At 67.8% G+C, this 25536-nt stretch carries 24 protein-coding genes and 3 pseudogenes; 10 read left to right on the top strand and 17 right to left on the bottom strand.

Annotation, left to right across the window (positions count from 1 at the left end; all coding sequences use genetic code 11):
• Positions 1–6: 6 nt before the first annotated feature.
• Positions 7–585, top strand: a complete 579-nt coding sequence (locus ABIE41_RS13605; RefSeq protein WP_192640931.1) for an RBBP9/YdeN family alpha/beta hydrolase — start codon at positions 7–9, stop codon at positions 583–585.
• Between the two features lie 203 nt (positions 586–788).
• On the opposite strand, the gene ABIE41_RS13610 is transcribed toward ABIE41_RS13605, so the two are convergent.
• The 9 genes and pseudogenes from ABIE41_RS13610 to ABIE41_RS13650 all read right to left on the bottom strand — a co-directional run bounded on the left by ABIE41_RS13610 (position 789) and on the right by ABIE41_RS13650 (position 9249).
• Positions 789–1904 carry a branched-chain amino acid ABC transporter substrate-binding protein gene (locus ABIE41_RS13610; protein ID WP_192640932.1) on the bottom strand — a complete coding sequence of 372 codons (1116 nt, stop codon included), beginning with the start codon at positions 1902–1904 and terminating at the stop codon, positions 789–791.
• A 130-nt stretch (positions 1905–2034) separates the two neighbouring features.
• Positions 2035–2409, bottom strand: a complete 375-nt coding sequence (locus ABIE41_RS13615) for a DUF6867 family protein (RefSeq protein WP_192640933.1) — start codon at positions 2407–2409, stop codon at positions 2035–2037.
• Position 2410: 1 nt separating this feature from the next.
• A complete protein-coding gene (locus ABIE41_RS13620; protein ID WP_210320862.1) occupies positions 2411–3124 on the bottom strand; it encodes an ABC transporter ATP-binding protein in 714 nt (237 codons plus the stop codon).
• Positions 3116–4041: pseudogene (locus ABIE41_RS13625) on the bottom strand (ABC transporter ATP-binding protein); the annotation flags it as partial. The gene ABIE41_RS13620 and the pseudogene ABIE41_RS13625, both read right to left, overlap by 9 nt.
• A pseudogene (gene livM / locus ABIE41_RS13630) lies at positions 4041–5433 on the bottom strand (high-affinity branched-chain amino acid ABC transporter permease LivM). The pseudogenes ABIE41_RS13625 and livM, both read right to left, overlap by 1 nt.
• A gap of 4 nt (positions 5434–5437) precedes the next feature.
• The gene (locus ABIE41_RS13635; protein ID WP_192640937.1) at positions 5438–6355 is read right to left on the bottom strand and encodes a branched-chain amino acid ABC transporter permease; all 918 of its coding nucleotides are present in this window, start codon (positions 6353–6355) and stop codon (positions 5438–5440) included.
• A 283-nt stretch (positions 6356–6638) separates the two neighbouring features.
• On the bottom strand, positions 6639–7649 hold the full coding sequence (locus tag ABIE41_RS13640; RefSeq protein WP_192640938.1) for a 4-hydroxyproline epimerase: 1011 nt from the start codon (positions 7647–7649) through the stop codon (positions 6639–6641).
• A 30-nt stretch (positions 7650–7679) separates the two neighbouring features.
• Positions 7680–8912: an NAD(P)/FAD-dependent oxidoreductase gene (locus ABIE41_RS13645; protein WP_192640939.1), complete on the bottom strand. Its 1233-nt coding sequence runs from the start codon at positions 8910–8912 to the stop codon at positions 7680–7682.
• 10 nt (positions 8913–8922) lie between these two features.
• The gene (locus tag ABIE41_RS13650; protein WP_192640940.1) at positions 8923–9249 is read right to left on the bottom strand and encodes a cupin domain-containing protein; all 327 of its coding nucleotides are present in this window, start codon (positions 9247–9249) and stop codon (positions 8923–8925) included.
• A 239-nt stretch (positions 9250–9488) separates the two neighbouring features.
• On the opposite strand from ABIE41_RS13650, the gene ABIE41_RS13655 reads away from it, so the two are divergent.
• Together ABIE41_RS13655 and ABIE41_RS13660 are read left to right on the top strand one after the other, a co-directional pair.
• A complete protein-coding gene (locus tag ABIE41_RS13655; RefSeq protein WP_192640941.1) occupies positions 9489–10190 on the top strand; it encodes a GntR family transcriptional regulator in 702 nt (233 codons plus the stop codon).
• A gap of 149 nt (positions 10191–10339) precedes the next feature.
• Positions 10340–10858: a flavin reductase family protein gene (locus tag ABIE41_RS13660; RefSeq protein ID WP_192640942.1), complete on the top strand. Its 519-nt coding sequence runs from the start codon at positions 10340–10342 to the stop codon at positions 10856–10858.
• Positions 10859–10881: 23 nt separating this feature from the next.
• On the opposite strand, the gene pcaC is transcribed toward ABIE41_RS13660, so the two are convergent.
• The 5 genes from pcaC to pcaB all read right to left on the bottom strand — a co-directional run bounded on the left by pcaC (position 10882) and on the right by pcaB (position 15302).
• Positions 10882–11283, bottom strand: coding sequence for a 4-carboxymuconolactone decarboxylase (gene pcaC, locus ABIE41_RS13665; protein ID WP_192640943.1), 402 nt, complete (start codon positions 11281–11283; stop codon positions 10882–10884).
• 153 nt (positions 11284–11436) lie between these two features.
• Positions 11437–12216 (bottom strand): 3-oxoadipate enol-lactonase, encoded by a 780-nt coding sequence (gene pcaD, locus ABIE41_RS13670; RefSeq protein ID WP_192640944.1) that lies wholly within the window; start codon positions 12214–12216, stop codon positions 11437–11439.
• 32 nt (positions 12217–12248) lie between these two features.
• The gene (locus ABIE41_RS13675; RefSeq protein WP_192640945.1) at positions 12249–12659 is read right to left on the bottom strand and encodes an aconitase X swivel domain-containing protein; all 411 of its coding nucleotides are present in this window, start codon (positions 12657–12659) and stop codon (positions 12249–12251) included.
• A complete protein-coding gene (locus tag ABIE41_RS13680; protein ID WP_192640946.1) occupies positions 12650–13903 on the bottom strand; it encodes an aconitase X in 1254 nt (417 codons plus the stop codon). Before ABIE41_RS13680 ends, ABIE41_RS13675 begins: the two co-directional genes overlap by 10 nt.
• Positions 13896–15302, bottom strand: a complete 1407-nt coding sequence (gene pcaB, locus ABIE41_RS13685; RefSeq protein ID WP_192640947.1) for a 3-carboxy-cis,cis-muconate cycloisomerase — start codon at positions 15300–15302, stop codon at positions 13896–13898. Before pcaB ends, ABIE41_RS13680 begins: the two co-directional genes overlap by 8 nt.
• A gap of 200 nt (positions 15303–15502) precedes the next feature.
• Between pcaB and ABIE41_RS13690 the strand changes: the two are divergent.
• Positions 15503–15928, top strand: a pseudogene (locus ABIE41_RS13690) (CoxG family protein); the annotation flags it as partial.
• 56 nt (positions 15929–15984) lie between these two features.
• On the opposite strand, the gene ABIE41_RS13695 reads toward ABIE41_RS13690, so the two are convergent.
• Positions 15985–17343 carry a methyl-accepting chemotaxis protein gene (locus ABIE41_RS13695; protein WP_354192239.1) on the bottom strand — a complete coding sequence of 453 codons (1359 nt, stop codon included), beginning with the start codon at positions 17341–17343 and terminating at the stop codon, positions 15985–15987.
• A 308-nt stretch (positions 17344–17651) separates the two neighbouring features.
• Between ABIE41_RS13695 and ABIE41_RS13700 the strand changes: the two genes are divergently transcribed.
• The 3 genes from ABIE41_RS13700 to ABIE41_RS13710 all read left to right on the top strand — a co-directional run bounded on the left by ABIE41_RS13700 (position 17652) and on the right by ABIE41_RS13710 (position 21560).
• A complete protein-coding gene (locus ABIE41_RS13700; RefSeq protein WP_192640949.1) occupies positions 17652–18164 on the top strand; it encodes a (2Fe-2S)-binding protein in 513 nt (170 codons plus the stop codon).
• 100 nt (positions 18165–18264) lie between these two features.
• Positions 18265–20628 (top strand): xanthine dehydrogenase family protein molybdopterin-binding subunit, encoded by a 2364-nt coding sequence (locus ABIE41_RS13705; protein WP_192640950.1) that lies wholly within the window; start codon positions 18265–18267, stop codon positions 20626–20628.
• Between the two features lie 128 nt (positions 20629–20756).
• Positions 20757–21560 carry an FAD binding domain-containing protein gene (locus ABIE41_RS13710; protein ID WP_192640951.1) on the top strand — a complete coding sequence of 268 codons (804 nt, stop codon included), beginning with the start codon at positions 20757–20759 and terminating at the stop codon, positions 21558–21560.
• Between the two features lie 7 nt (positions 21561–21567).
• Here the strand turns inward: ABIE41_RS13710 and ABIE41_RS13715 are convergent, their stop codons facing one another.
• Entirely contained in the window at positions 21568–21921 is a 354-nt protein-coding gene (locus ABIE41_RS13715) for a SnoaL-like domain-containing protein (RefSeq protein ID WP_192640952.1), read from the bottom strand.
• Positions 21922–22016: 95 nt separating this feature from the next.
• Between ABIE41_RS13715 and ABIE41_RS13720 the strand changes: the two genes are divergently transcribed.
• From ABIE41_RS13720 to ABIE41_RS13730, 3 genes are all read left to right on the top strand, one after another.
• Positions 22017–22958, top strand: a complete 942-nt coding sequence (locus ABIE41_RS13720; RefSeq protein WP_192640953.1) for an AAA family ATPase — start codon at positions 22017–22019, stop codon at positions 22956–22958.
• Between the two features lie 90 nt (positions 22959–23048).
• Positions 23049–23426, top strand: a complete 378-nt coding sequence (locus ABIE41_RS13725; RefSeq protein WP_192640954.1) for a nuclear transport factor 2 family protein — start codon at positions 23049–23051, stop codon at positions 23424–23426.
• A 123-nt stretch (positions 23427–23549) separates the two neighbouring features.
• Positions 23550–24749, top strand: a complete 1200-nt coding sequence (locus ABIE41_RS13730; RefSeq protein WP_192640955.1) for a vWA domain-containing protein — start codon at positions 23550–23552, stop codon at positions 24747–24749.
• On the opposite strand, the gene ABIE41_RS13735 is transcribed toward ABIE41_RS13730, so the two are convergent.
• Complete coding sequence (locus ABIE41_RS13735) at positions 24746–25402, bottom strand: alpha/beta fold hydrolase (RefSeq protein ID WP_192640956.1); 657 nt, start codon at positions 25400–25402, stop codon at positions 24746–24748. The genes ABIE41_RS13730 and ABIE41_RS13735 overlap by 4 nt on opposite strands.
• Positions 25403–25536 lie beyond the last annotated feature (134 nt).

Consider the following 25536-nt stretch of genomic DNA (forward strand, 5'->3'; position numbering starts at 1 on the left):
CGAACCATGAAAACCTCCGACACCGACATCCTCATCGTTCCCGGCTGGTCCGGTTCCGGTCCCGATCACTGGCAGAGCCGCTGGGTCGCCAAGCTCTCGACCGCGCGTGTGGTCGAGCAGGAGGACTGGCACAAGCCGTCGCATCTCTGGGCGGAGCGCATCGTGGCGGCGGTGCGGGCGGCGGCGCGGCCGGTCGTCCTGGTCGGGCATTCCTGCGGCGTCAGCGCGATCGCGCATGCGGCCGAGCATCTGCACGCCGGCGAGGTGACTGGCGCCTTTTTGGTGGCGCCTGCGGCCGAGCGCGCCAAGCGCGAGTTGCCGGGGATGACACCGGCCTTCGCCGCGCACCGGCGCAAGACGCTGCCCTTCCGCAGCGTGCTGATCTCCAGCAGCAACGATCCCTACTGCACGCCCGAAGAGGCGAAGGAACTGGCGCAGGCCTGGGGCGCGGAGTACGTCGACGCCGGCGAGAGCGGGCACCTCAACACCGAATCCGGGCACGGCCCGTGGCCCGACGGCCTGCTGCGTTTCGCGGGCTTTCTCAGGAGCTTGACGGCGGTTCCGCAGAAACCGATTCAGGGCTGAGGCAGGCCGCGTTGACAGTGCGTCATGCTCGGGCTTGACCCGAGCCTCTCTCAACGGACGCGGCTTAAGCGCGTCACCTTCCAGAGATTCTCGGGTCTGCGCTTTCGCTTCGCCCGAGAATGACGTCCTCCCCCAAAACAAAACCGCCCCGGCTTTCACCGGGGCGGTCTCGTTTCACGCTCTGAGGCGATCAGCTGTCGAGATCAATTCTCGACGTAGGTGATCTTGCCGTCGGCGCCCTTCTTCCAGGTGTACATGGTGTAGTCGGGGCGGGTGATGTCGCCCTTCTTGTCGAAGGCGATGTCGCCGATGACGGTCTTGACGGCCGCGCCGCCACGGAGCGCCTCGGAGATCTTCTTGGGATCGACCGAGTTCGCGCGCTTGGCGCCTTCCGCCATGATCTGGACGGCGGCGTAGCTGTAGAGCGTGTAGGCCTCGGGCTTGAAGTTCTTGGCCTCGAACTTCTTGACGATGGAGGCGGCCTCCGGGCGCTTCTGCGGATCCGGCGGGAAGGTCATCAGCGTGCCTTCGACGCCGGGGCCGCCGATCGTGGCGAACTCGTCGGTGGTGATGCCGTCGCCGGAGATCAGCACGGCCTTGACGCCCTGGTCGCGCATCTGGCGCACGATCAGGCCGCCCTCGGTGTGCAGGCCGCCCCAGTAGACGAACTCGGCACCGACCGACTTGATCTTGGAGATGAGCGCCGAGAAATCCTTCTCGCCGGCGTTCACGCCCTCATACAGCACGTCCTTGATGCCGGCCTTGGTCAGGCCCTTGCGGGTCTCGTCGGCGAGGCCCTGGCCATAGGTCGTCTTGTCGTGGATGACCGCGATCTTCTTGTCCTTGAAGTTCTTGGCGATGTAGGCCGCGGCGACCTCGCCCTGCTGGTCGTCGCGACCGCAGGTGCGGAAGACGTTCCAGAGGCCGCGCTCGGTGATCTTCGGGTTGGTGGCCGAAGGCGAGATCATCAGGATGCCGTTCTCGGCATAGACTTCGGACGCCGGCATGGTGACGCCGGAGTTGAAGTGGCCGACCACCCATTTGACGCCGTCGCCGACGAACTTGTTGGCGACCGAGACGCCCTGCTTGGGATCGGAGACGTCGTCGCCGACCGAGACGGTGATCTTCTGGCCGAGGACGCCGCCGGCGGCGTTGATGTCCTCGACGGCCTGCTCCGTCCCGTTCTTCAGCTGCGCACCGAAGGCGGCGTTGGGGCCGGTGATCGGGCCGGCGACGCCGAGCTTGATCTGGGCGTTGGCCACGCCGGAGAAGGCGAGGACCGCGCCGAGCGCGATGCTGCTCAACAGCAGTTTCTTCATGAGATGAGACTCCCCTGCATTGTCGTCATGAACGGGCGGTCATTGCTCGCCCGTCTCGGCGCGGATGTCACCGTGGCACGCAGTGTTGCGCGTTTTCCAGGGTCTGTCACGCGTCAAGCTCGCTGCCTTCTCAGGCCAATTCGTCTTTGATTTCAACGCCGGGCCGGGGCTTCCAGCCGAAGGGGCCGGTGCGCTCGAAGAGCCAGCGATACTGCGTCGTCATCTGCCGGGCGCGGTGGTAGCGCCAGCCGGCGAAACCGAAGCCCATCAGGATGATCGTGTCGACCAGGTAGTAGTGCAGCGTCAGCAGCGTCGCCTCGAACAGGGCGAAGTGGATGAAGCGCACAACCAGCCCGAGCACGAGGATGTAGACGACGAGCTGGGCATTGGGCTTCCAGGTCAGGGCGATGGCGCGCCCCGTCATCCAGGCGAGCCAGCCGCCCATCACCACCGTGACCAGCAGGAAGAGCCAGATCGTCGGTTCTTCGTAGAGGATGCCCTGCATGTCAGTGCCTCCCGCCTTCGAGGTAGGCGGCGCGAACCTGCGGATTGGCCAGCAGCTCCTGACCGGTGCCGCTCATGGTGACGACGCCGTTGACCATGACATAGCCGCGATGGGCGAGCTTGAGCGCGTGGAAGGCGTTCTGCTCGACCAGGAAGACGGTGAGCCCCTGGGTGCGGTTGAGCTCGCGGATCGCCTCGAAGATCTGCTTGACGATCAGCGGGGCGAGGCCGAGCGAGGGCTCGTCCAGCAGCAGCAGCTTAGGGCGGGCCATCAGGGCGCGCGCGATCGCCACCATCTGCTGCTCCCCGCCCGACAGCGTGCCGCCACGCTGCTGCAGGCGCTCGCGGATGCGCGGGAAGAGAGTGCAGATCTTCTCGAGGTCCTCGTCGAAATGGGAGAGGTCGCGCAGCGCCGCCCCCATCTGGAGGTTCTCGAAGACGGTCATGCGCGGGAAGATGCGGCGGCCTTCCGGCGACTGGGCGATGCCGAGCCGCGCGATCAGATGGCTCGGCATCCTGGTGATGTCGCGGCCTTCATAGGTGATCGTGCCCTCGCGGGCCTGCGGGTTGCCGAAGATCGTCATCATCAGCGTCGACTTGCCGGCGCCGTTGGCGCCGATCAGCGTGACGATCTCGCCCTGGCGGACGTCCATGTCGACGCCCTTGAGGGCGATGATCTTGCCGTAATAGGTCTTGACGCCGCGCACGCTGAGCAGCGGCTGGCCCTGCGACGGCGCGGCCGCCTGCGGGCCGGTCTGGGTCTGCACGAGGGTTTCGGTCACGCGATGCCGACCTCCGCTTCGGCGGCCTCGACCTCGTCGTCGTCGACGCCGAGATAGGCCGCGATCACCTTCGGATCGGCCTGCACCTCCGCCGGGGTGCCGTCCGCGATCTTGGTGCCGTAATCGAGCACCACGACATGGTCCGAAATCTCCATCACCACCGACATGTCGTGCTCGATGAGCAGCAGCGCCGTGCCGAGGTCCTGGCGGATCGAGAGCAGCAGCGTGTTGAGGTCATGGCTCTCGCGCGGGTTGAGGCCGGCGGCCGGCTCGTCGAGGCAGAGCAGGACCGGGTCGGTGCACATGGCGCGCGCGATCTCGAGGCGGCGCTGGTCGCCATAGGGCAGGTCGGCAGCCGGGTCGTCGGCGCGGTCGATCAGGTTGATCTTCTCGAGCCAGAACTTGGCCTTGTCGATCGCTTCCTTCTCGCGCGCCTTGTAGCCGCCGATGCCGAGGACCCCGAGGAACGTGTAGCCGGAGGCGATCATCAGCGGGTTGTGCTGCGCGACCAGCAGGTTCTCCAGCACGGTCATGCCGCCGAAGAGCCGGATGTTCTGGAAGGTGCGGGCGACCTTGGCCTTCCAGCTGATCTGGAAGTCCGGCATGCGCTCGAGCAGATGGCTCGCGCCACTGTCCTGCGTCAGCGTCATCATTCCTTCGGTCGGCTTGTAGAAGCCGGTGATGCAGTTGAAGACGGTGGTCTTGCCGGCGCCGTTGGGGCCGATCAGCGCGGTGATGTCGCCCTTGCGCGCCTCGAAGGAGAGGTCGTTGACGGCGGTCAGGCCGCCGAAGCGCATCGTGACGTGCTCGACCTGAAGCAGCGGCCGGCCCTGGGAGGAAACGGTCGTCATCAGCCGTGCCCCTCCTGAACCATGTCTGCCGAGATCGACTTCTTCTCCTTGAGGAAGGCGGTGGGTTCGCGGGTCGAGATCAGGCCGCGCGGCTTCCAGATCATGATGACGACCATGGCGAGACCGAAGATCAGCATGCGGTATTTGGTCGGGTCGAAATCATTGCCGAAGACCGCCTTCAGCCAGTCCAGCTCGCGCAGCAGCTCGGTGCCGCCGATCATCACGATCGCGGCGATGGCGCAGCCCCAGAGCGAGCCCATGCCGCCGAGCACGACGATGGCCAGGATCACCGCCGATTCCATGAAGACGAAGGATTCCGGCGAGATGAAGCCCTGCCGCGCCGAGAAGAAGGCGCCAGCAAAGCCGCCGAACATGGCGCCGATCGAGAAGGCGGTGAGCTTGGTCGAGGTCGTGTTGATGCCGAGCGAGCGGCAGGCGATCTCGTCCTCGCGCAGGGCCTCCCAGGCGCGCCCGACCGGCAGGCGGCGCAGGCGCAGCGTCACGAAGGCGGTCAGCAGGGCCAGCGCCAGGATCAGGTAGTAGAGGAAGATGGTGCGGTAGAGCGGCGAGAATTCGAGCCCGAACACGGCGGCGAAGCCGGTGTCGCTGGCGTTGAAGGGAATGCCGAAGAAGGTCGGGCGCGGGATGCCGGAAATTCCGGCATAGCCGCCGGAGAACTCGACCCAGTTGATCAGGACGAGGCGGATGATCTCGCCGAAGGCGAGCGTCACGATCGCCAGGTAGTCGCCGCGCAGGCGCAGGACCGGGAAGCCGAGCAGCATGCCCCAGAAGGCCGCGAGGATGCCCGACAGCGGCAGCAGGATCCAGAAGGAGAGGCCGAAATTCTTGGCCAGCAGCGCGTAGGAATAGGCGCCCACCGCATAGAATGGCGACATAGCCGAGATCGAGCAGGCCGGCGAGGCCGACGACGATGTTCAGCCCCCACCCCAGCATCACATAGATCAGGATCTGGATGCCGAAATTGTCGATCCATTTCAGCGCGCCGCCCCAGCCCGCCAGATTGATCGCGATGATCGGGAAGGTAACGAGGAAGCCCAGGCCAAAGAGCGATAACAGCCGCGAGTGGCGCTGGAAGAAGGCGAAGGTGCCCTTCGGCAGGAAGCGCACCAGCGACTGGCGGCTCGCCTTGGTCTGCTGGCGCAGGGCGACGACGAAGCGGCCGACGAAGACGATGGCGACCGCCCAGGCCACCGCGTCCCAGCGCGGGTCCAGAACCAGGACATTGTCCATGTTCTGGCGCGTGCCCCAGGCGATGATGGGGATGCACAGGCCGAAGGTGACCAGCGCTGCGAAGCCGGCCTCCTTGAAGGCGGCGCCGTAGTCGTGCTGCGGGGCGGCCGGAGCCGTCGCTTTTGTGGCGGGTGCGGCCATGGGCTCAGACCTTCTCGACTTCGGGGCGGCCGAGCAGGCCCGAGGGCATGAAGACCAGCACGATCGCCAGGATGCAGAAGGCGGCGACGTCCTTGTAGTCGATGGTGAAATAGGCCGACCACATCACCTCGATCAGGCCGATCAGCAGGCCGCCGATGACGGCGCCAGGCAACGAGCCGATGCCGCCAAGCACGGCTGCCGTGAAGGCCTTCACCCCGGGGATGAAGCCGTCATTGAAGCTGACGACGCCGTAAAGCACGAGGTACATCACGCCCGCGACGGCTGCGAGCGCTGCGCCCATGACGAAGGTGATCGAGATCGTGCGGTCGACGTCGATGCCCAGCAGGGCGGCCATCTTGCGGTCCTGCTCGCAGGCGCGCTGGGCCCGGCCGAGCGGCGTCTTCTGCACGATGTACCAGAAGGCGGCCAGCAGCACCGCGGTCGTCACGATGATGACGATCTGCTTGTAGGAAATCTGGACCGAGTAGGTCGCGCTCTCGATCAGCGTGATCGACTTGTTGAGCATGGGCGGCGTCGACTTGTTGCGCGGGCCCTGCACGACCTGGACGAAGTTCATCAGGAAGATCGACATGCCGATCGCCGAGATCAGCGGGGCAAGGCGGAAGGAGCCGCGAAGGGGCCGGTAGGCGACGCGCTCGATCGCCCAGTTCCACAGCGAGGTGAAGAACATCGCCAGCACCAGCACGAAGATCAGCGCGACCACGATCAGCCCCGCCCCGAACCAGGAGGCGATCAGCATGAAGAAGATCAGCGCGATGAAGGCCGACAGCATGAAGATGTCGCCATGCGCGAAGTTCACCATGCCGATGATGCCGAAGACCATCGTGTAGCCGATGGCGATGAGGCCGTAGATCGACCCCAGGGTCAGCCCGTTGATGAGCTGCTGCAGGAACACTTCCATGGACGACGCAGACCCCTTGAACCCGCTCCCGTTCTCTTGAGCCGGCATGACGCCGACGCATGCGAGATGCGATCACCATGCAGAGCTACCAACGCCTTGCCATTTGGACAATCGCGCCCGGCCATAAAACTGTCAAAAGCAATCTGCGGCGAATTGCCCGACAAATGGGCAGTGCAGTCTGCGGCGCCGCGCCGATTTCACGCAAGATGATTGTGTTTGGGGCAGGGTGCGGCGGTGGCGCTCCGCCGCCGGCCCCTGCTGGGAGGGCGTGACGGACCGGCGTTCAGGGCCGATCGGTCACAAGGAAACCATGGGCGAGCGGGTCGCGGTCGTCGATGAAGATCGTGTTGTAGCCGGTCATCCGGGCCCAGCCCTCGATCGAGGGGATGATGCCCTCGAAGGGGCCGACCTGGGCGGTCGCTTCGACCCGACCGCGGAACATCGTGCCGATGATGCTCTCATGCACGAAATCGTCGCCGACCTGGAGCTTCCCCTGCGCTGCCCACTGCGCCATGCGCGAAGAGGTGCCGGTGCCGCAGGGCGAGCGGTCGATCGCCTTGTCGCCGTAGAACACGGCGTTGCGGGCATGGGCCTCCGGCTTGGTGGGCGCGCCCGTCCATAGGATGTGGGAGAGCCCGTTGATCGCCGGGTTCTCAGGGTGGATGAACTCGTACTTGGCGTTCAGCGCGGCGCGTAGCTTCGGGCTCCAGCGCTGGATGTCGGAGGGGTTGATGTCGGCGATGTCGCGGAACGCGTCCTGCGGATCGACGATCGCATAGAAATTGCCGCCATAGGCGACGTCGACGGTGACCTCGCCGAGCTCCTCGATCTCCGCGGTCAGGCCCGTGGCGTGGAGATAAGAGGCGATGTTGGTGATGCGGACATTGTCGACATAGTCGCCATTGCGGGTGTAGCGCGCCGTTACCAGCCCGGCGGGCGTGTCGATGCGCAACACGCCCTCCTCACGCGGGGTGACGAGGCCGCGCTCCAGCGCCATCGTCACCGTGCCGATGGTGCCGTGGCCGCACATCGGCAGGCAGCCGGAGGTCTCGATGAAGAGGAAGGCGATGTCGGCATCGTTGCGCGTGGGGGGGTAGAGGATCGAGCCTGACATGACGTCGTGGCCGCGCGGCTCGAACATCAGCCCGGTGCGGATCCAGTCATACTCCGCGAGGAAATGGGCCCGCTTCTCGACCATGTTGGCGCCCTTGAGCGGCGGGGCGCCGCCCGCGACCATGCGCACCGGATTGCCGCAGGTGTGGCCGTCGACGCAGAAAAAGGTGTGGGTGCTCATCGGCTTGGCTCGGTCGGTTGGCGGATTGATTCAAAAGCGCTGCGGGCTGAAAGGGGCGAGGTCGATGGCGGGTCCGCGCCCCGCGACCAGCGCCGCCACGAGATCGGCCGTCACGGTCGACTGCGTCATGCCGTAATGGCCGTGGCCGAAGGCGTAGACGACATGGGGGTTGCGGCTCGCCTTGCCGATGACCGGCAGCGAGTCGGGCATGGAGGGGCGGAAGCCCATCCAGAGCGTGCCGGATTCGAAGGCCGGCAGCCCGTCCACGAACTGGCTCGCCTTGTCGTAGAGGATCCTGGTGCGAGCGTGGTTGGGGGCCGCTTCCAGCCCGCCGAACTCGACCGCTCCGCCAATGCGCAGGCCGCTCTCCAGCGGCGTCATGACAAAGCCGTGGCCCTCGAAACCGATAGGCCGCGTGGTCAGCCCGGTCACGCCGGGAAAGCTGACATTGTAGCCGCGCTCGGTGTCGAGCGGAACCTTGTCGCCGAGCGCCGCCGCCAGCGGCTTCGACCAGGCGCCAGCCGCGACGACCGCGCGGTCGACGACGCGCTGGAAGCCGTCGGCGCCGATCAGGGCAGGGCGCTCGCCGGTCGAGATATTGGTGATGGCTGCCTTCTCGAAGACCGCGCCGCGGGCGAGCGCCGCCTCGAACAGCGCGAGCGTGAGCTGCAGCGGGTCGCTGATATGGGCGGTGTCGGGGTGGAAGGCCGCGCCGACGAACCCGCCTTTCAGAGCCGGCTCGAACTGACGCAGTTCCTCAGGGCCGATCATCTCGACGGTGATGCCGAACTCCGCCTGACGCTTCGCGATCCCGCGCGCCTCCTCGAAGGCCCCGCGCTCGGTGAAGGCATAGAGCCCGCCCTTGCGGTGGATATGGCTCTCGAGGCCGGCATGCTTGGCGCGCGCCATCCAGGCGGGCAGGGCGCGCTGCTGCAGGGCGCCGATGCCCTGGATCGAGCGCTCATAAGCCTCTGGCCGCGCTGCCAGCACGAAGCGCAGCAACCAGGGCAGGAGTTTCGGGAAATAGGCCGGGCGGATTGCCAGCGGGCCGAGCGGGTCGAGCAGGAATTTCGGCACCTGCCTGAGGATCTTCGGGCTGGCGATCGGCAGGATGTCGGTATGGGCCATCCAGCCGGCATTGCCGCGCGAAGGACCGAAGCCCGGCCCCTCCTTGTCGAGGATCAGGACCTCGTGGCCCTCGTCGAGCAGGGCATGGGCGATGGCGCAGCCGACGATGCCGGCGCCGACGACGGCGGTCTTCATGGCCGGACCTTCATGGCAGGGAGAGCTCCGCCAGCGCGCCCGGCCGCTTCACCTCGATCTCGACGAAGGCGATCGGGTGTTCGGAGCCGTTCATGACGTCATGCTGGATGCCGGCAGGGCGCATATAGGCCTGGCCTTCGGCGAGGGGGACGTCGGTGGTCTTGGTGCCGTCATGGATGCGCAGCGTGCCGGCGACGAGCATCACGACGAAATAGGGCCAGCCATGGCTGTGCCAGCCGGTGACGGCGCCAGGTTCGAAATCCCAGCGCGTGATGCGCAGGGTGTCGTCGTCCTGCTGGACGGTCGGGCGGGCGGGAATCGTGCAGGTGAAGGCCATTCCACTCTCCGCTGCGGCGCTCGTCTTCGGCCCCGACGGGCCCGCGCTACCCTGTTCTGCAACAGCCGCGTCGCCGGGTCGAGGTGCCCCGGAGGGCGGGCCGTCCTGCCAGAAGCGTCTTGCGCCGGAACCCGTTTCGCTTGCAGATTGCTTGTCCGGCGTCCGAACGCGATAGGCAGGATTGATATATCAATGGCTTGTGATGCGTCAATCCGAGGCGGTCCGCGGGGAGCGGCGCAATGAGCCTGCGGCCCGCTTTCGAGAGCGATGGCCCTGACGAGCCGGCGCCGCTGCCGTCGCAGGGAGCGCCCAGCCTGACGGAGACCGCCTATCGCCGGCTCGAGGAGGCGATCGTGACGCTCTCGCTGCGGCCGGGCGCGGCGCTCACCGAGGCGCAACTGATCGACATGGTGGGTGTCGGGCGCACGCCGGTACGCGAGGCGCTGATCCGGCTTGCGCAGCAGGGGCTGGTGGAAGTGCTGCCGCGCAAGGGCGTCGTCGTGGCTGGAATCAACGCCATCGACATCATGGCCGCGCTCGATGCGCGGGAGGTGCTGGAACGGCTGATCGCGGGTGATGCCGCGCGCCGCGCCAGCCCGCGGGAGCGCATCAGCATCGTCGAGAAGGCGCGCGCGATGCGCCAGGCCGCAGCGGAAGGCGACGCCACCGCCTATATGCGGCTCGACAAGGAGCTCGACGCGGCGGTCGCGGCCGCGGCGCGTAGCCCCTATGCAACGCGGGCGGTGGAGCCGTTGCAGGCGCTGATCCGGCGGGCCTGGTATCATTTCGAGCGGCAGGACGATCTCGTGCCGGCGGCTGGCCACCATGTCGCCTTCGCGCAGGCGCTGGCGACGGCCGATCCTGCGGCCGCGATGGCTGCCAGCGATGCCCTGATGCTGCATCTGCGCAACGGGCTGCTGGCGACGCTCGACCGGGACTGAGTCGCTCCGGAACAGCGGCTATTGATATATGTCGCCGAATGGGGCCTGAAGCAGGGGGCCTGTCGTCGCAGGCGCCGCGCAAACTGGCTTTTTGCCGGTCAAACCCCTACATCACGGGGAAACCCGCCGCTTCGGCCCCCCGGATCGCCATGACCGACACAGTTTCTCTCCAGCCGCGGGTCGCGCCCGAGGCGGCCTCCTTTCGCGACGCCATGGCCGGCGTCGCGAGTGCCGTCCATGTCGTGACCACGCTCGGTCCGGCCGGGCGGGTGGGGCTGACCGCCACGGCTGTCGCCTCCGTCTCGGATTCGCCGCCGACGGTGCTGGTCTGCATCGCGCGGCCGAGCCGGACCCTGGCTGTGATCGAGGCGGCCGGGCTGTTCTGCATCAACACCCTGCCGGGCGACGCGCTCGAACTCGCGGAGATCTTCGCCAGCCGGCGCGGCATCGAGGGCGAGGCCCGCTTCGCCACCCGTAACTGGACGACGCTCGCCACCGGCGCGCCGGTCCTGTCCGAGGCCGTGGCGGCCTTCGACTGCCGGCTCACCGCGATCCACGACGTTGCGACGCACCGCATCCTGATCGGAGAGGTGCTGGGTCTCGGCGGCGCAGTGGCGGCGCCCGGCAGCAGCCTGATCTATCGGCAGCGGCAGTTTCAGGCGGTTTAGGGCCCGCCTGACGGCGAGACGGCTCAGCTCTTCGCGGCCTCTGCCTCGATCTCGGCAAAGACGCTCGCGGCTTCCTTGAAGGCGTGGTTGGCGGCCGGCACGCCGGCATAGATCGCCGTCTGCATCAGCACCTCCTTGATGTCGTCGCGGCTCAGGCCATTGTTGAGCGCGCCGCGGACATGGATGCGGAACTCGCCCCAGGCGCCGAGCGAGGCGGCGATCGCCAGCACGATGATCGACCGCTCGCGCCGGGGCAGGCCCGGCCGGTTCCAGATGTCGTTCCAGGCGGTGCGGGTGATGAACTCCTGCCATTCGCCGTTGAAGTCGGTCAGGCCGGAACTGGCCTTGTCGACATAAGGACCGCCGAGCACGGCGCGGCGGGTGGTCATGCCCTCGGCGTAGCGGGTCTTGTCGTCAGCCATCATGTGCTCCTGCCAAAGGTTGATTCGAAGACGCCGTCATCCCGGACGCAGCGAAGCGGAGATCCGGGATCCATGCCTGAAGCGTTCGGGAATGGATCCCGGGTCTCCCTGCGGTCGCCCGGGATGACGGCGCGCTTTAACCTCACTTTGCGTTGTTCATTCGCTCAGAAAATCGAGAACGGCCTTCGTGAAGGCCTCAGGCTGCTCGAGATTCGACAGATGCGCGGCGTCGAGTTCGACCGTCCGGGCGCCGGGGATGGCCTGCGCGATCAGGTGGCCGGCGGCCGGCGGCGTGGCGGGATCGACCGTGCCGATGACCACCAGTACCGGGTTGGTGACGCTGCGGATCGACTCGCGCTGGTCCATGTCGCGGATCGCGGCGCAGCAGGTGGCGTAGCCGATCGCCGGCGTCGTCGTCAGCATCGTGCCGACCCGCGTCACGGTTGCGGGCTCGGCCTCGCGGAAGCGCGGGCTGAACCAGCGTGCGAGCACGCCCTGGACCAGGGCGTCCATGCCCTGGCTGCGCGCCATCGCGATCCGGTCGTCCCAGAGCGAGGGCGGGCCCATATGGGCGGCCGTGTTGGCGAGCACGAGGCGGCCCATCCGCTCGCGGGCATTTGTCGCGAGCCATTGCCCGACCATGCCGCCCTTCGAGACGCCGCACCAATGCGCGCGCTCGATCCCGAAATGGTCGAGAATGGCGAGTGCGTCCCTGCCGAGCGTGTCGATCGCAAAGGCCCTGTCGGTCGCGACCGAGAGACCGTGCCCGCGCGAATCGTAGCGCAGGACGCGGAAGCGCTTCGACCATTCGGGAATCTGCGGGTCCCACATCGAGAGATTGGTGCCGAGCGAGTTCGACAGCATCAGCACGGGGGCATCGGCCGGCCCGTCGAAGCGGATGTTGAAGGGTTCGCCCGCTAGGGTTTCGATCGGCATCGGCGTGGTGTCCCTGGTCTCGTGAGCGGGGGTTACTGAACGGAGATGGTGCCGTCGGCGGCAATGGCGAGGCTGCGGCCCGCCAGCGGCGCCTGATCGGCTGCGGCCAGGCGCAGGGCGGGCGGCGTGGGCCAACCCATCTCGCGCGCCACGACCAGCCCGAGCAGCAGGATGGCGTCGGGCGCGTCCATCAGGATCGCGGCGGGCGCCTTGCCGGCATGGACCAGTTCGAGCAGCACGGCCGAGGCCGAAGACGAGCCGATCGTCCCCGGCAGGGCCAGGATCGTGCCCGCAACGCTGAGCCCGCACTGGGGATGGCGCTGGTCGATGATCCTGCCCGAGCGCGGATCGACGCCGCCCCAGAAGCTGATCGGGGCGGTCAGAGCGAGGCAGGGGCCGGCAGTGGCCGGGCCCGGCAGCAGGATCTGCGTGGTCAGGCCCATGCCCGCTCCTCCCTGACGAGGCGGCCGGCCACCGCGCTCTCGACGCATTCGCTGAGCGAACCATAGGTGACCGCATAGCCGGTGGTGCCCGGCGCGTAATGCGCGAATTTGCCGGAATTGGTCATCAGCACGGCCCCCTCGATATCGGGCAGGATCGGCGTGACCACGACGCAGGTGTCGACGACGAAGACCACCCCGGCCTGCTCCAGCGCGGCGCGGCGCCCCTGCGCCTCCAGCGGCTTCAGCACATGGCGGCCGGTGTTGGCGTAGAGGGGCGCGGCGAGCCGGCGGCCGGCGAGCCTGTGCTCGATCTCGTCGATCTCCGGCAGCGACAGATGCGGCGAGCCGACCGCGACGGCGTCGATGCGCTCGGTCCGGCCCGCGGTGGAGAGCCCCGCCAGCGCCTGCTGAACGATGGCCGGCGTCAGGACGAGCGTCTCGCGCGGCGGCAGGCCGCCCAGCGCCGTCGCGGCGTCCGGCGCTTCCGGCGTCACGCCCGCGACATGGAACAGCCCGACGCCCCCGGCCGAGGCGGAGGCTGCGCCCAGCGCCTTGAGCCGGTCTTCCGTGGTGCAGCCCTGCAGGCCGTCGATGACCGCCACCGCAGTGCCTGCCGCCCGGCCCAGCAGGGTGCCGAGCACGGGGTAGAACACGTCCGAGGCGCGCAAGCTCCGGCTCAGGCCGCTGGCGTCGATCAGCAGTGTCGCGATGCGGTTTTCCGCGCGGTGGAGCCCGTAATCGGGGGCGACGCCGGCGATGGCGCAGGCGATGTCGAGGAAATCGCCATAGCGGTTGGTGCGGGCGCCGAGCACGGAATTGCAGAAGACGACCGCATTGGATTCGCCCCAGGCGACGTCCGTGCCCTTGGCCGGGCGGTGCCCGGCCTGGTAGGGCGCGCAGGTCCAGGAGGGCTCGCAGCCCATCGCCTCATAGGCGCGCATCATGCGGGCCGCCATGTCGCGCTCATGCGGCGGCAGCCGGATCGCGGCGCAGCCGGCGGGTGCCAGCGCGCCGACATTCAGCGTCGCGCGGACGGCAACGCGGGCGCCGCCTTCGACCAGTCGCTCGGCGAACAGGGTGCCGGAATCGCCATGGTAGAGCGCGCCGTCTATATGGGCCGACGCCACAGGGATGAGCCGCGGCGCGCCCATCAGCCGGGCGGCCTCCGCGACGATGCGAAGCGCCATGGCGGCGCCGTCCGTGCCACCAGCGATGGCGCGCTTCTCCGGGGTCATCTCAAGCATCGATGATCCTGTACTCGCGCGTCGGTGCCGCCGCGCGGGGAAGGGGGGCCTGCGCGGCGCGCGCCAGAACGCGGTCGATAATGGCATCGGACGCGCCGCGATAGGTCGTGGGGTCGAACAAATCCGCCAAAGCCTCTGCAGTTAGATGTTCGGTGACGGCGGGCATGGCGGCCAGCACCTCGCGCAGATGCCGGTTCTGCGCGATGCAGGCGCGGCTTGCCTCCTCCAGGAGGTGATGCGCCTTCGCCTTGCCGAGCGCCGCAGCCAGCGCCAGCGAGACCCGCTCCGACATGACGAGCCCCTGGGTCAGGTCGATGTTGGCGCGCATGCGCTCCGGGAAGACCTGAAGCCTCTCGATCAGGGTGATCGTCTGGGCCAGCGCGGACCCTGCGACCTTAAAGAGCTCGGGCAGCGTCGGCCACTCGGCATGCCAGCCGCCGAGCGCACGCTCATGCTCATGCGGCAGCGCCGACAGCATGGTGGCGACGAGGCTCGGTGCGCGCTGGGCCGCTGCGAGGATCAGGGTGCAGAGCACCGGATTGCGTTTGTGCGGCATGGCGGAGGAGCCGCCCTTGCCCGGCGCCTCGGGCTCGGCGACTTCGCCGATCTCGGTCTGGGCCATCAGCCCGATATCGCGGGCAATCTTGCCGAGATTGCCAGTGAGGATTCCCAGCTCGGCCGCGAGGCGGGCGATGCGGTGGCGCTGCGCATGCCAGGGGATGAGCGAGGATCCTGCTCCGAGCGTCAGCTCGACGAACCGCGCCTGAACGCGGTCGCCCTCGTCGCCGAGCGCGGCAAGGGTGCCGGCGGCTCCGGCCAACTGGACGACTGGCGCGGCCAGGATGTCGTGTAGGGCATGCCGGCTCTCCAGCAACGGGTCCAGCCACAGCGCGGTCTTGACGCCGAATGTGATCGGAACCGCCTGTTGCAGGAAGGTGCGGCCGATCATGGGCGTCGTGCGGTGCGTCTCCGCCAGCACACGCATGGCACTAGCCAAGCGGACAAGCCGCAGATCGATAAGCTTCAGCCCGCAACCGATGACATGGACATAGCCGGAATCGATCACGTCCTGGCTGGTTGCGCCGAAATGAACCCATTTGGCCTGTTCGGGGGCGACCGCGGCGACGCGCGCGGTTAGCGCCTTTACCAAAGGGATCGCGGGATTGCCGGCCAGCGTCGCCGCCCGCCCGATCTCGACGATGTCGTAGAGGTCCGGGTCGCACTGCCGGGCAATGACATCGGCCGTGCCCTGCGGCGCCATAGATTCGGCTTCCAGCGCGCTCGCGAGCATCGCCTCGAAACCAAGCATGCCGTGCAGGAGCGCCCGATCGCTCATCGCCGCAGCCATCTCGCCATCGACAAAGAGTTCGCCGAAGAGGCCCGAGGGGCTGCCGGTCATGGTGAGGCGTGCGCCAGGCGGCGCTCGGGTCCGGTCGTCACGCGTCATGCCCTCGTACAGGTCGCCCTTGTGTCGGCCGGGGCTTTTCGCTCATGGATAGGCGCGCCAGCCTTGGGTCGATCCGGGGCACGGTAGACTTGGGGCATGCCCGGCTGCAACAGCCGCCGGCGGAATGCGGCACGATCTGGGAGAAGACCGCCATGGCGATGACGATGAATGGCGAGGTGACGCTGCCGGCCAGCAAGGATGTGGTCTGGGCCAAGCTCAACGACCCCGAGGTGCTGAAGGCCTGCATCCCCGGCTGCGAGCAGCTCAACAAGGACGACGACACGCATTTCTCGGCGGTGGTGAAGGTCAAGCTCGGGCCGGTGAAGGCGAGCTTCAAGGGCAAGGTCGAGCTTGTCGATCTCGATCCGCCCAACGGCTACCGCATCCAGGGCGAGGGCGAGGGCGGCATCGCCGGCTTCGCCAAGGGCGGGGCGAAGGTCGCGCTGAGCGACGCGGAAGGCGGCCAGACCGTGCTGCGCTACGATGTCGAGGCGCAGGTCGGCGGCAAACTAATGCAGCTCGGCTCGCGGCTGATCGATTCGGTCTCGAAGAAGCTCGCCGACGAGTTCTTCGCCAATTGTCGCCAAGGCGGTCAGCGAGGGCTGAGCGCCCGCGCCGGCAACGGCGCCTGCGCTCAGGACACCTTGCGCAAGGAGGCGAGCGCGGCGCCGACGGTGGCCTCCGCCGCGCCGACCTGCATGGCGATATCCGCCGCCGCCGCATTGGCCCGTTCCAGCGCGCGGGCGGTTTCGTCCAGGCTGCGGCTGACGGCGTTGGCCCGCTCGATGGCGGTGTCGGAGCTTTCGGCGACGGCCGCGGCATCCTGGGCGATCGCCGCCGTGACCGCGCTCTGCTGGGACACCGCTTCCGAGATCGCCTCGGAATCGAGCCTGATCTTGCCGATCGTGTCGGCGATGGACAGCGCATGGGCACTGCAGGCCTCGGCGCTGGCGGTCAGTTCGGCGATCTGTCCGGCGATGTCGCTGGTGGCGCTCGCCGTCTGCGTCGCGAGCGACTTCACCTCGGACGCGACGACGGCGAAGCCGCGGCCGGCCTCCCCGGCGCGGGCTGCCTCGATGGTGGCGTTGAGGGCGAGCAGGTTCGTCTGCGCCGCGATGTCGGCGATCAGGCCGACCACGGTCCCGATATTCGCGGTGACCTCCCGGAGCCGGGCCACGGCCGCGTTCATCTGCCCGGCATCGTCGACGGCGCGGTGGGCGACGACGAGGCTGGTATGGGCGCGCTTGCCGATCTCGGCGATGTTGGCCGACATCTCCTCGGTCGCGGCGGCCGTCTGCAGCGATTTCTCGCGCACCAGGATCGAGGCGCCGGCGACATCCCCCAGGACGCCCTTGATGAAGCCGGTCGCCCGGCCGGTTTCGCTGGCGGTGGCGACGAACTGCTCGACGGCGCCGCCGATGCTCGCCTCGAGCCCGCCCATGCGGTTGCGCAGCGTCTCGGCCGTTTCGTCGAGAGCCGCGGCCCGGAGGCTGGCCTCTCCGGCGCGGATCTCGGCGGCGATGGTGATGGCGGTGGTGACGTCGAAGACCAGGACACGTTCGATCACGAACATGTCCCGGGCAAACTGGGCGCGCCGAATGATGTGGCGGTACCAGTGCATGCGGCCGAGCCGCTGCAGCAGCGCCATGCCGATCGAGACACGGGGCTTGGGGCCGATGCCGGCGCGGATCTCGAGCCGGCAGAGGTCTTCAGCCGAGGCGACATAGGCGGCGTCGAAGCGTCCCTCGAAGACGAGCCGGAAATGGCGTTTTTCGGCCTCGCGCAGGTTCCTGTCGACGGGCCCGAGCGAGGTCGCGAGATCAGGGCGGATGACCAGAGCGCGGTCGAAATCCTCCTCGACGATGGAATCGGTCAAGCGCGCGACGGCCGACGCATAGTGCCGGAGGCGCAGCCGTTCCGGCTTGCCATAGCCGATGGCGCGCAGGCGGCTCTGGATCTGCTCGGCCGTGGAGAGCGGGGGCGTGGACGGCACCGCTGCGTTTCCTCTTGTTTTGAGCAACCTTAGTCAGGCTCCATTAAAAAACGTGTAATCCTTGCGCTTTGCCACCAAGCGGTGTGGGGGGGGCCGCCTGTCGCTGGGTCAGTTGCGAAACCCGTTCAATTTGGCCCGAAATCCGGGCAGGCCGCTTCGGACGGCCGGCTTGACCGCGCAAAAACCCGGGTCCACACTCGGATTATAGCTGTTCCAAGGAAAAGCCTCGCCGTCGCGAAGGCTGCCGTGCCGACAGCGACGGGTGATATCACCAGCCGGGCGTCAGACCCGGGCGAAGGAGGAAGAGGATGGCGAGCGTATCCATGACGGTGAACGGGAAACCGGTCACCGGGACGATCGATCCGCGCACGCTGCTGGTGCAGTTCCTGCGCGAGAACCTGCGGCTGACCGGCACTCATGTCGGCTGCGACACCAGCCAGTGCGGCGCCTGCGTCGTCCATATCGACGGCAAGGCTGCCAAGGCCTGCACCGTGCTGGCCGTCTCGCTCGAGGGCGCCAGCATCACGACCATCGAGGGGCTGGCCAGCGAGGGTGGGCTGCATCCGATGCAGGAGGCCTTCCGCGAGCATCACGGCCTGCAGTGCGGGTTCTGCACGCCGGGCATGATCATGTCCGCGGTCGATATCGTGAACCGCCGCGGCCATCAGCTCGACGAGAAGACGATCCGCGAGGATCTCGACGGCAACATCTGCCGCTGCACGGGCTACCACAACATCGTCAAGGCCGTCGCGGCCGGTGCCGAGGCCATGGGCGGGCAGGGGATGGAGCGCAAGGAGCCGCCGCGCCAGGCCGCCGAGTAAGGGATCGCGCATGACAGGACGGGGCTCGCGCCATCCCGCGCGGGCCTTCATCGGAGATCGAGACGTGCCCGTCAGAGGCGCGCTGAGGAGGGAGAACACCATGACGGCTACCGGAATCGGCGCCTCGGTGCGGCGCAAGGAAGACCACCGCTTCATCACCGGCCAGGGCCGCTACACCGACGACATCAACCGGCCAGGCCAGGCCCATGCCTATTTCCTGCGCTCGCCCCATGCCCATGCCACGATCAAGTCGATCGACGCGAAGGCGGCGGCCGCAATGCCGGGCGTGCTCGGCATCTTCACCGGGGACGATCTCGCCGCCGACAAGGTCGGCGGGCTGATCTGCGGCTGGATGATCCACAACAAGGACGGCTCGCCGATGCGCGCCGGCGCCCATCCTGCGCTCGCCCAGGGCAAGGTCCGCTATGTCGGCGACCATGTCTGCGTGATCGTCGCCGAGACGCTGGCCCAGGCGCGCGACGCCTCCGAGGCGATCCTGGTCGATTACGAGGTGCTGCCGGCAGTGGTCGACACCGCCAGCGCAGCCGGCGCGAAGACGGTCGTCCATGCGGAAGCGCCCGACAACACCGTGTTCAACTGGCATCTCGGCAACAAGGACGAGACGGAGGCCGCGTTCAAGGCGGCCAAGCACGTCACGAAGCTCGACATCGTCAACAACCGGCTGGTGCCGAATCCGATGGAGCCGCGCGCGGCCGTCGGCGACTATGACGACGGCGAGGGCATCTTCACCCTCTACACGACGAGCCAGAACCCGCATGTGGCGCGGCTCGTGCTCTCGGCCTTCATCGGCATCGCGCCGGAGAACAAGCTGCGGGTCGTGGCGCCGGATGTCGGCGGCGGCTTCGGCTCGAAGATCTTCATCTATGCCGAGGAGACGGTCTGCGTCTGGGCGGCCAAGAAGGTCGGCCGGCCGGTGAAGTGGAACTCCGATCGCACCGAGGCCTTCCTGTCGGATGCACATGGCCGTGACCACGTCACTCATGCCGAGCTTGCCACCGACGCGGACGGCAAGATCACGGCGCTGCGGGTCAAGACGACGGCCAATCTCGGCGCCTATCTCTCGACCTTCTCCTCGTCGGTGCCGACCTATCTCTACGCGCCGCTGCTGTCGGGCTCCTACGACATCCCGGCGATCTACGCGGAGGTCGACGCCGTCTACACCAACACCGCACCGGTGGACGCCTATCGCGGCGCGGGGCGACCGGAGGCGACCTTCGTGGTCGAGCGGCTCGTCGAAGTCGCGGCCCGCGAACTGGGCAAGGATCCGGCGAAGTTCCGGATGCAAAACTACGTCAAGAAGTTCCCGCACCAGACGCCGGTGATCATGATGTACGACGCCGGCAACTATGCCGCGTCGATGCGCAAGGCCCTCGAGATCATCGACTACAAGGGGCTCGGCAAGCGCAAGCGCGAATCCGCCCGCAACGGCAAGCTGCGCGGCATCGGCTTCTCCTCCTACATCGAGGCCTGCGGCATCGCGCCCTCGGCAGCGGTGGGCTCGCTCGGCGCCGGCGTGGGCCTGTGGGAATCGGCCGAGGTCCGGGTCAATCCGGTCGGTACCGTCGAAGTGCTCACCGGTTCGCACAGCCATGGCCAGGGTCATGAGACGACCTTCGCCCAGCTCGTCTCCGGCAAGCTCGGCATCCCCATCGAGAACGTCTCGATCATCCATGGCGACACCGACAAGGTGCAGATGGGCATGGGCACCTATGGCTCCCGCTCGGGTGCGGTCGGCATGTCCGCGATCTTCAAGGCGGTCGACAAGGTCATCGCCAAGGGCAAGAAGGTCGCCGCTTACGTGCTGGAGGCCGACGAGGCCGATATCGACTTCGCGGACGGGCATTTCTCGGTGAAGGGCACCGACCGCAAGCTCGATTTCGGCTCCTGCGCCCTGCAGGCCTACATCGCCCACAAGTTCAACGGGCAGGATCTCGAACCCGGGCTGAAGGAGGGGGCGTTCTACGACCCGACCAATTTCACCTTCCCGGCGGGCGTCCATATCTGCGAGGTCGAGATCGACCCGCAGACGGGTGTGACGAAGATCGAGCGCTGGGCGGCGGTGGATGATTTCGGCAACGTCATCAACCCGATGATTGTCGAGGGCCAGGTCCATGGCGGCATCGCGCAGGGCGTCGGCCAGGCGCTGCTGGAAGGCGCGAAATACAACAGCGACGGCCAGCTCGTGACGGCGAGCTTCATGGACTACTGCATGCCGCGCGCCGACGATCTGCCCTCCTTCGAGGTCGGCATGACGGTGACGGCCTGCCCGTCCAACCCGCTCGGCATCAAGGGCTGTGGCGAGGCCGGCGCTATCGCCGCCCCGCCCGCCGTCATCAACGCCATCACCGACGCGCTCGGCCATGAGGAGATCGCCATGCCGGCGACGCCGCAGGCCGTCTGGCGCGCGGCGCAGAAGAGCATCACGCGAATGGCAGCCGAGTAATTGAAACGCGTCATGGCCGGGCTTGACCCGGCCATCTTTCCCCGGTGAGGCGCGACAGCGCTTTCCTGGACGAGATGCTCGGGTCGAGCCCGAGCATGACGGTTCTGAAAAAGAGCGGAGATTCAACCATGTACGCCTTCACCTATCACCGCCCCGGCTCGGCTCGTCAGGCCGCCGGCCTGCTCGCCAAGAAGGAGGATGCCAAGATCCTGGCCGGCGGGCACACGCTGCTGCCGACGATGAAGCAGCGCCTGGCCTCGCCCGCCGCGCTTGTCGATCTCGGCGGCTGCGGCGATCTCAGGGGCATCGTCCGCAAGGGCCGCACCATCCATGTCGGCGCGATGTCGACCCATGCCGAGGTTGCGGCCTCGTCGATCGTGCAGGAGGCGATCCCGGGGCTTGCCTATCTCGCCTCGCATATCGGCGACCCGCATGTCCGCCACCGCGGCACGATCGGCGGCTCCGTCGCCAACAACGATCCCGCCGCGGACTATCCGGCCGCCTGCCTGGCGCTGGGTGCGACGATCGTCACCAACAAGCGCAAGATCGAGGCCGACGACTTCTTCACCGGCCTCTACGAGACGGCGCTGGAAGAGGGCGAGATCATCACCAAGGTGGTGTTCCCCGTCGTCTCCAAGGCGGGCTACGCCAAGTTCCGCAACCCGGCCTCGCGCTATGCGCTGGTCGGCGTCTTCGTCGCCAAGCGCGGCAGCGAGATCCGAGTCGCGGTGACCGGTGCGGGCGAGGGCGGCGTTTTCCGCTGGCCCGAAGCGGAAGCGGCGCTCAAGGCCCGCTTCGCGCCGAAGTCCCTCGACGGGCTGAAGGCCTCCGCCGAGGGCATCAATGCCGACATGCATGCCGATGCCGACTACCGCGCCCATCTGATCGGTGTCATGACCCGGCAGGCGGTCGCGCAGGCGACGGGCAAGTAAGGGCTGATCAGTAGAAGAAGCGCTCCTCGACGATCAGTCCGTCGCGCACCGTGTAGAGACCGGCCTCGTCCATCTGGACGCGCTGGCCGGTCTCCTTGACCGTGACGTCGATGGCGAAGCGCATGACGAACTGGTCGCCGTTGCGATAGGGGCCGAAGGCCTCGGCTGCATGGACCTCGTGAGCGGAGTACCACCAGTCACTCTTGGCCTTGACGGCGGCGCGGCCCTCGACCCGCGCCATAGGGCCGTCCATGGCTTCCAGGCTGACGATGTCGGCGGCGTTGAAACGCTCGGCGGCCTCATGATGCTCGCCACGCTTGAGCAGGTCGGCGAAGGCGGTGATGGCTTCCTCATTCGTCATTGATCGTCTCCCTGTGTGGTTTGAGGTATAGGGTCGAGCCATGATGACTGCCCGCCACGGCGCGGGGATGACAGAGACGCGCGCCAGGATTTGACATGAACGATCGCCGGACTGCTTCGCTCCCCACCTCCATCGACGAGACCCTGGCGCTGCTGCAGGGCGGCGGCTATGTCGCCGACCGGGCGCTGGCGACGGTGCTGTTCCTGGCGCTGCGGATGAAGCGGCCGCTGCTGCTCGAGGGCGAGGCCGGCACCGGCAAGACCGAGATCGCCAAGGTTCTCTCGGCCGCGCTCGGGCGCAAGCTGATCCGGCTGCAATGCTATGAGGGGCTCGACCTCGCCTCGGCCGTCTATGAGTGGAACTATGCCGGGCAGATGATGGCGATCCGGCTCGCGGAAGCCGGTGGCGCGAGTGGCGACCGCGCAAGTCTTGACCGAGAGAGCCTGGAAGGCGACATCTTCTCGGAGCGCTACCTGATCAAGCGGCCGCTGCTGCAGGCGCTCGAGCCTCAGGAGGGCGGCGCGCCGATCCTGCTGATCGACGAGCTCGACCGCACCGACGAGGCCTTCGAGGCTTTCCTGCTCGAGGTGCTCGCGGATTCGCAGGTGACGATTCCCGAACTCGGGACGGTGAAGGCGGCCGAACCGCCGATCGTGATCCTGACCTCCAACCGCACGCGCGAGATCCATGACGCGCTCAAGCGGCGCTGCCTCTACCACTGGGTCGGCTATCCCGATGCCGCCCGCGAACTCGCCATCCTCAAGGCGCGGGCGCCTCACGCCCCGGCCAAGCTCGCCAAGCAGGTCGTCAGTTTCGTGCAGGCGATCCGCAAGGAGGAGCTGTTCAAGGCGCCGGGCGTCGCCGAAACGCTGGACTGGGCGACCGCCCTGGTCGAACTCGACGCGGTCGCGCTCGACCCGGCCCTGGTGTCGGATACGCTGGGGGCCCTGCTCAAGTATCAGGACGACATCCAGGCGATGCAGGGCTCGAAGGTGAAGGAGCTGCTGGACCAGGCGAAAAGCGAGGCCCGTGGCTGAAGCCCTGGCGTTGGTCTGCGGCACATCAAGGACCGCGCAAGGCGCTGCGGTTAGACAAGATTGTCCCACACGGCAGCCGGAGGAGCGACCATGCACAACGATCTCAGGGCCATCGAGGCCGTCACCTGGACCTATCTCAACGGCCTCTACGAGGGCGACGTCGCCAAGCTGGAGCACGCCTTCCATCCGACCTCGGCGCTGACCACGGCGCAGGAGGACGGCACGATCAAGATCGTGCCGCGCGACGAATGGCTCGAGGCCGTGCGCCATCGGCCCTCGCCGAAGGCGGCCGGCATGGTGCGCGGCGACCATGTCCTGACCATCGACCTCGTCGGGCCGACGCTGGCGCTGGTGAAGGTGAAATGCCAGATGCCGCCGCGCTATTTCACCGATCTGCTCTCCTTCCTGAAGGTCGAGAGCAAATGGCAGATCGTCCAGAAGGTGTTCATGACCGAGATGGGGACGTGATCGGGCCTCTCGCCGTCATGGTCGGGCTTGTCCCGACCATCCACGTCTTGCGACGTGGCGGCATGCGGCAGGGAAGTCGTGGATGCTCGGGACAAGCCCGAGCATGACGGGCGCTGCAAGTCCATGACCGGCAAGCTCCCCGAAAACGTCGCCTATTTCGCCCGCGCGCTGCGGATCGCCGGCCTGCGCGTCGGGCCCGGCGCGGTGGTGGAGGCAGTCGATGCCCTGGGCGAGAGCGCGCTGGGCGGGCGGGAGGACGTCTACTGGGCGCTGCACGCGATTTTCGTGAAGCGGCACGAGGACAGCGCGGTCTACGACCAGGCCTTCCGGCTGTTCTGGCGGCGGCGCAACCTGATCGAGAAGATCATGGCGCAGATGTCGCCGGTCTCGCCCGGTGCCGACTCGGCGCCGCAGAAGGAGGAGGCCGGCGCGCTGCGCGCGGCCGAGGCCTTCGCCCCGCCCAGGCGCGAGGAGGAGGCGCCGGTCGAGCTGACCGAGCTGACGGCGCGGCTGACGGTCTCCGACCGCGAGATGCTGAAATCGCGCGACTTCGCCCAGATGAGCGCGGCCGAGATCGCCCGTGCCAAGAAGCTGATCGCCGATCTGCGGCTGCCCGACGATCTCGTCGCGACGCGGCGGTTCGAGGCGGCCGCGCGGGGTGCGCGGATCGACCCGCGCCGGACCTTTCGGCGCTCGCTGCGCGGGGGCGGCGGCAGCATCGAGCTCGCCTTCCGGGAGCGCGCCCAGGTGCATCCGCCGATCGTGGCGCTCGTCGACATTTCCGGTTCGATGGCGGAGTATTCCCGCATCTTCCTGCATTTCCTGCATGCCGTGACGGAGAAGCGCCGGCGCGTGCATTCCTTCGTCTTCGGCACGCGGCTGACCAACATCACCCGCTCGCTGCGCGCCCGCGACCCCGACGAGGCGCTGGCGCTGGCGGGCAGGGCCGCGCCGGACTGGGAGGGCGGCACGCGCATATCGACGGCGCTGCACGCCTTCAACCAGGTCTGGTCGCGCCGGGTGCTCGGGGGCGGGGCGATCGTGCTGCTCTTCACCGACGGGCTAGAGCGCCATCTCGACGGGGAGCTGCCCTTCGAGATGGACCGGCTGCACCGCTCCTGCCGGCAACTGGTCTGGCTTAACCCGCTGCTGCGCTTCGACGGGTTCGAGGCGCGCGCCAGCGGCATCCGGGCGATGCTGCCGCATGTCGATTCTTTCCGGCCGATCCACAATCTCGCGGCCATGGCCGATCTCTGCGCGGCGCTCTCGCCGGACATGCAGCGGGCGAGCGATCCGCGGGCCTGGCTCAGGCGAGCAGGCTAGCCGGCGGAGACCGGGTGCACGAAGCGCCCATGCGTCAGGAAATGCCGGACCTGCGCGATCGCCTCGGGGTTGTTCATGATCAGCGTATGAGTGCCGTGGATGACGATGTGATCGGCCATGCCGGCGACGCGTGTCCTCTCCACCGAGACGCGCCCGTCATTGGCGCCGGGCAGCAGGAGCCACCCCACCGGATCGAGCGAGCGGTCGCCGGCGATGACGCCGAGCGGGTAATCGACGCGGCCCAGGACCTCGCAGAGCGAATCCGAGCGCTTCGTCACCAGTTCCGCGCCGGCCGGTCCGAAGAAGGCGCGATAGAGGAGGTTGCCGCCGAGCAGATCGGCGATCTCGCTGCCCGCGTTGGGCGGCGCCAGCATCACGACATGGCCGAGCCGCGCCGGGCGATGGCGGGCGATGAAGGCGCGGGCGACAAGGCCGCCCATGGAATGGGTGACGAAATGGAGCCGGTCGGAGCAGGTGTCCGAGAAGAGCGAGATCTGTTCCTGCAGCGCCTCGACGATGTCGGCGATGCAGCGGCTGCGGGCCGGATAGTCGAGGTTGAGCGTCGCATAGCCATCGGCGCGAAGCACCTTTTCGAGAACCGCCAGAGATCTGGCGCTGCGCGCAATCCCGTGCAGGAAAACAATGCCGTCCATCTCGCGTGTCTGCCCCCTTGCCGGAGGGATAGCGGGATCGGGTTGCGTGGTCGAGACGGTGCGCGTGCCATGCGTTGCCGAAGGCTCGCAAGCAGCGGCTGCCATGCTTAAGTTGACACGCCTGCGGCGGCCTC

It is taken from the genome of Bosea sp. OAE506 (assembly GCF_040546595.1).
GTDB lineage: Bacteria > Pseudomonadota > Alphaproteobacteria > Rhizobiales > Beijerinckiaceae > Allobosea.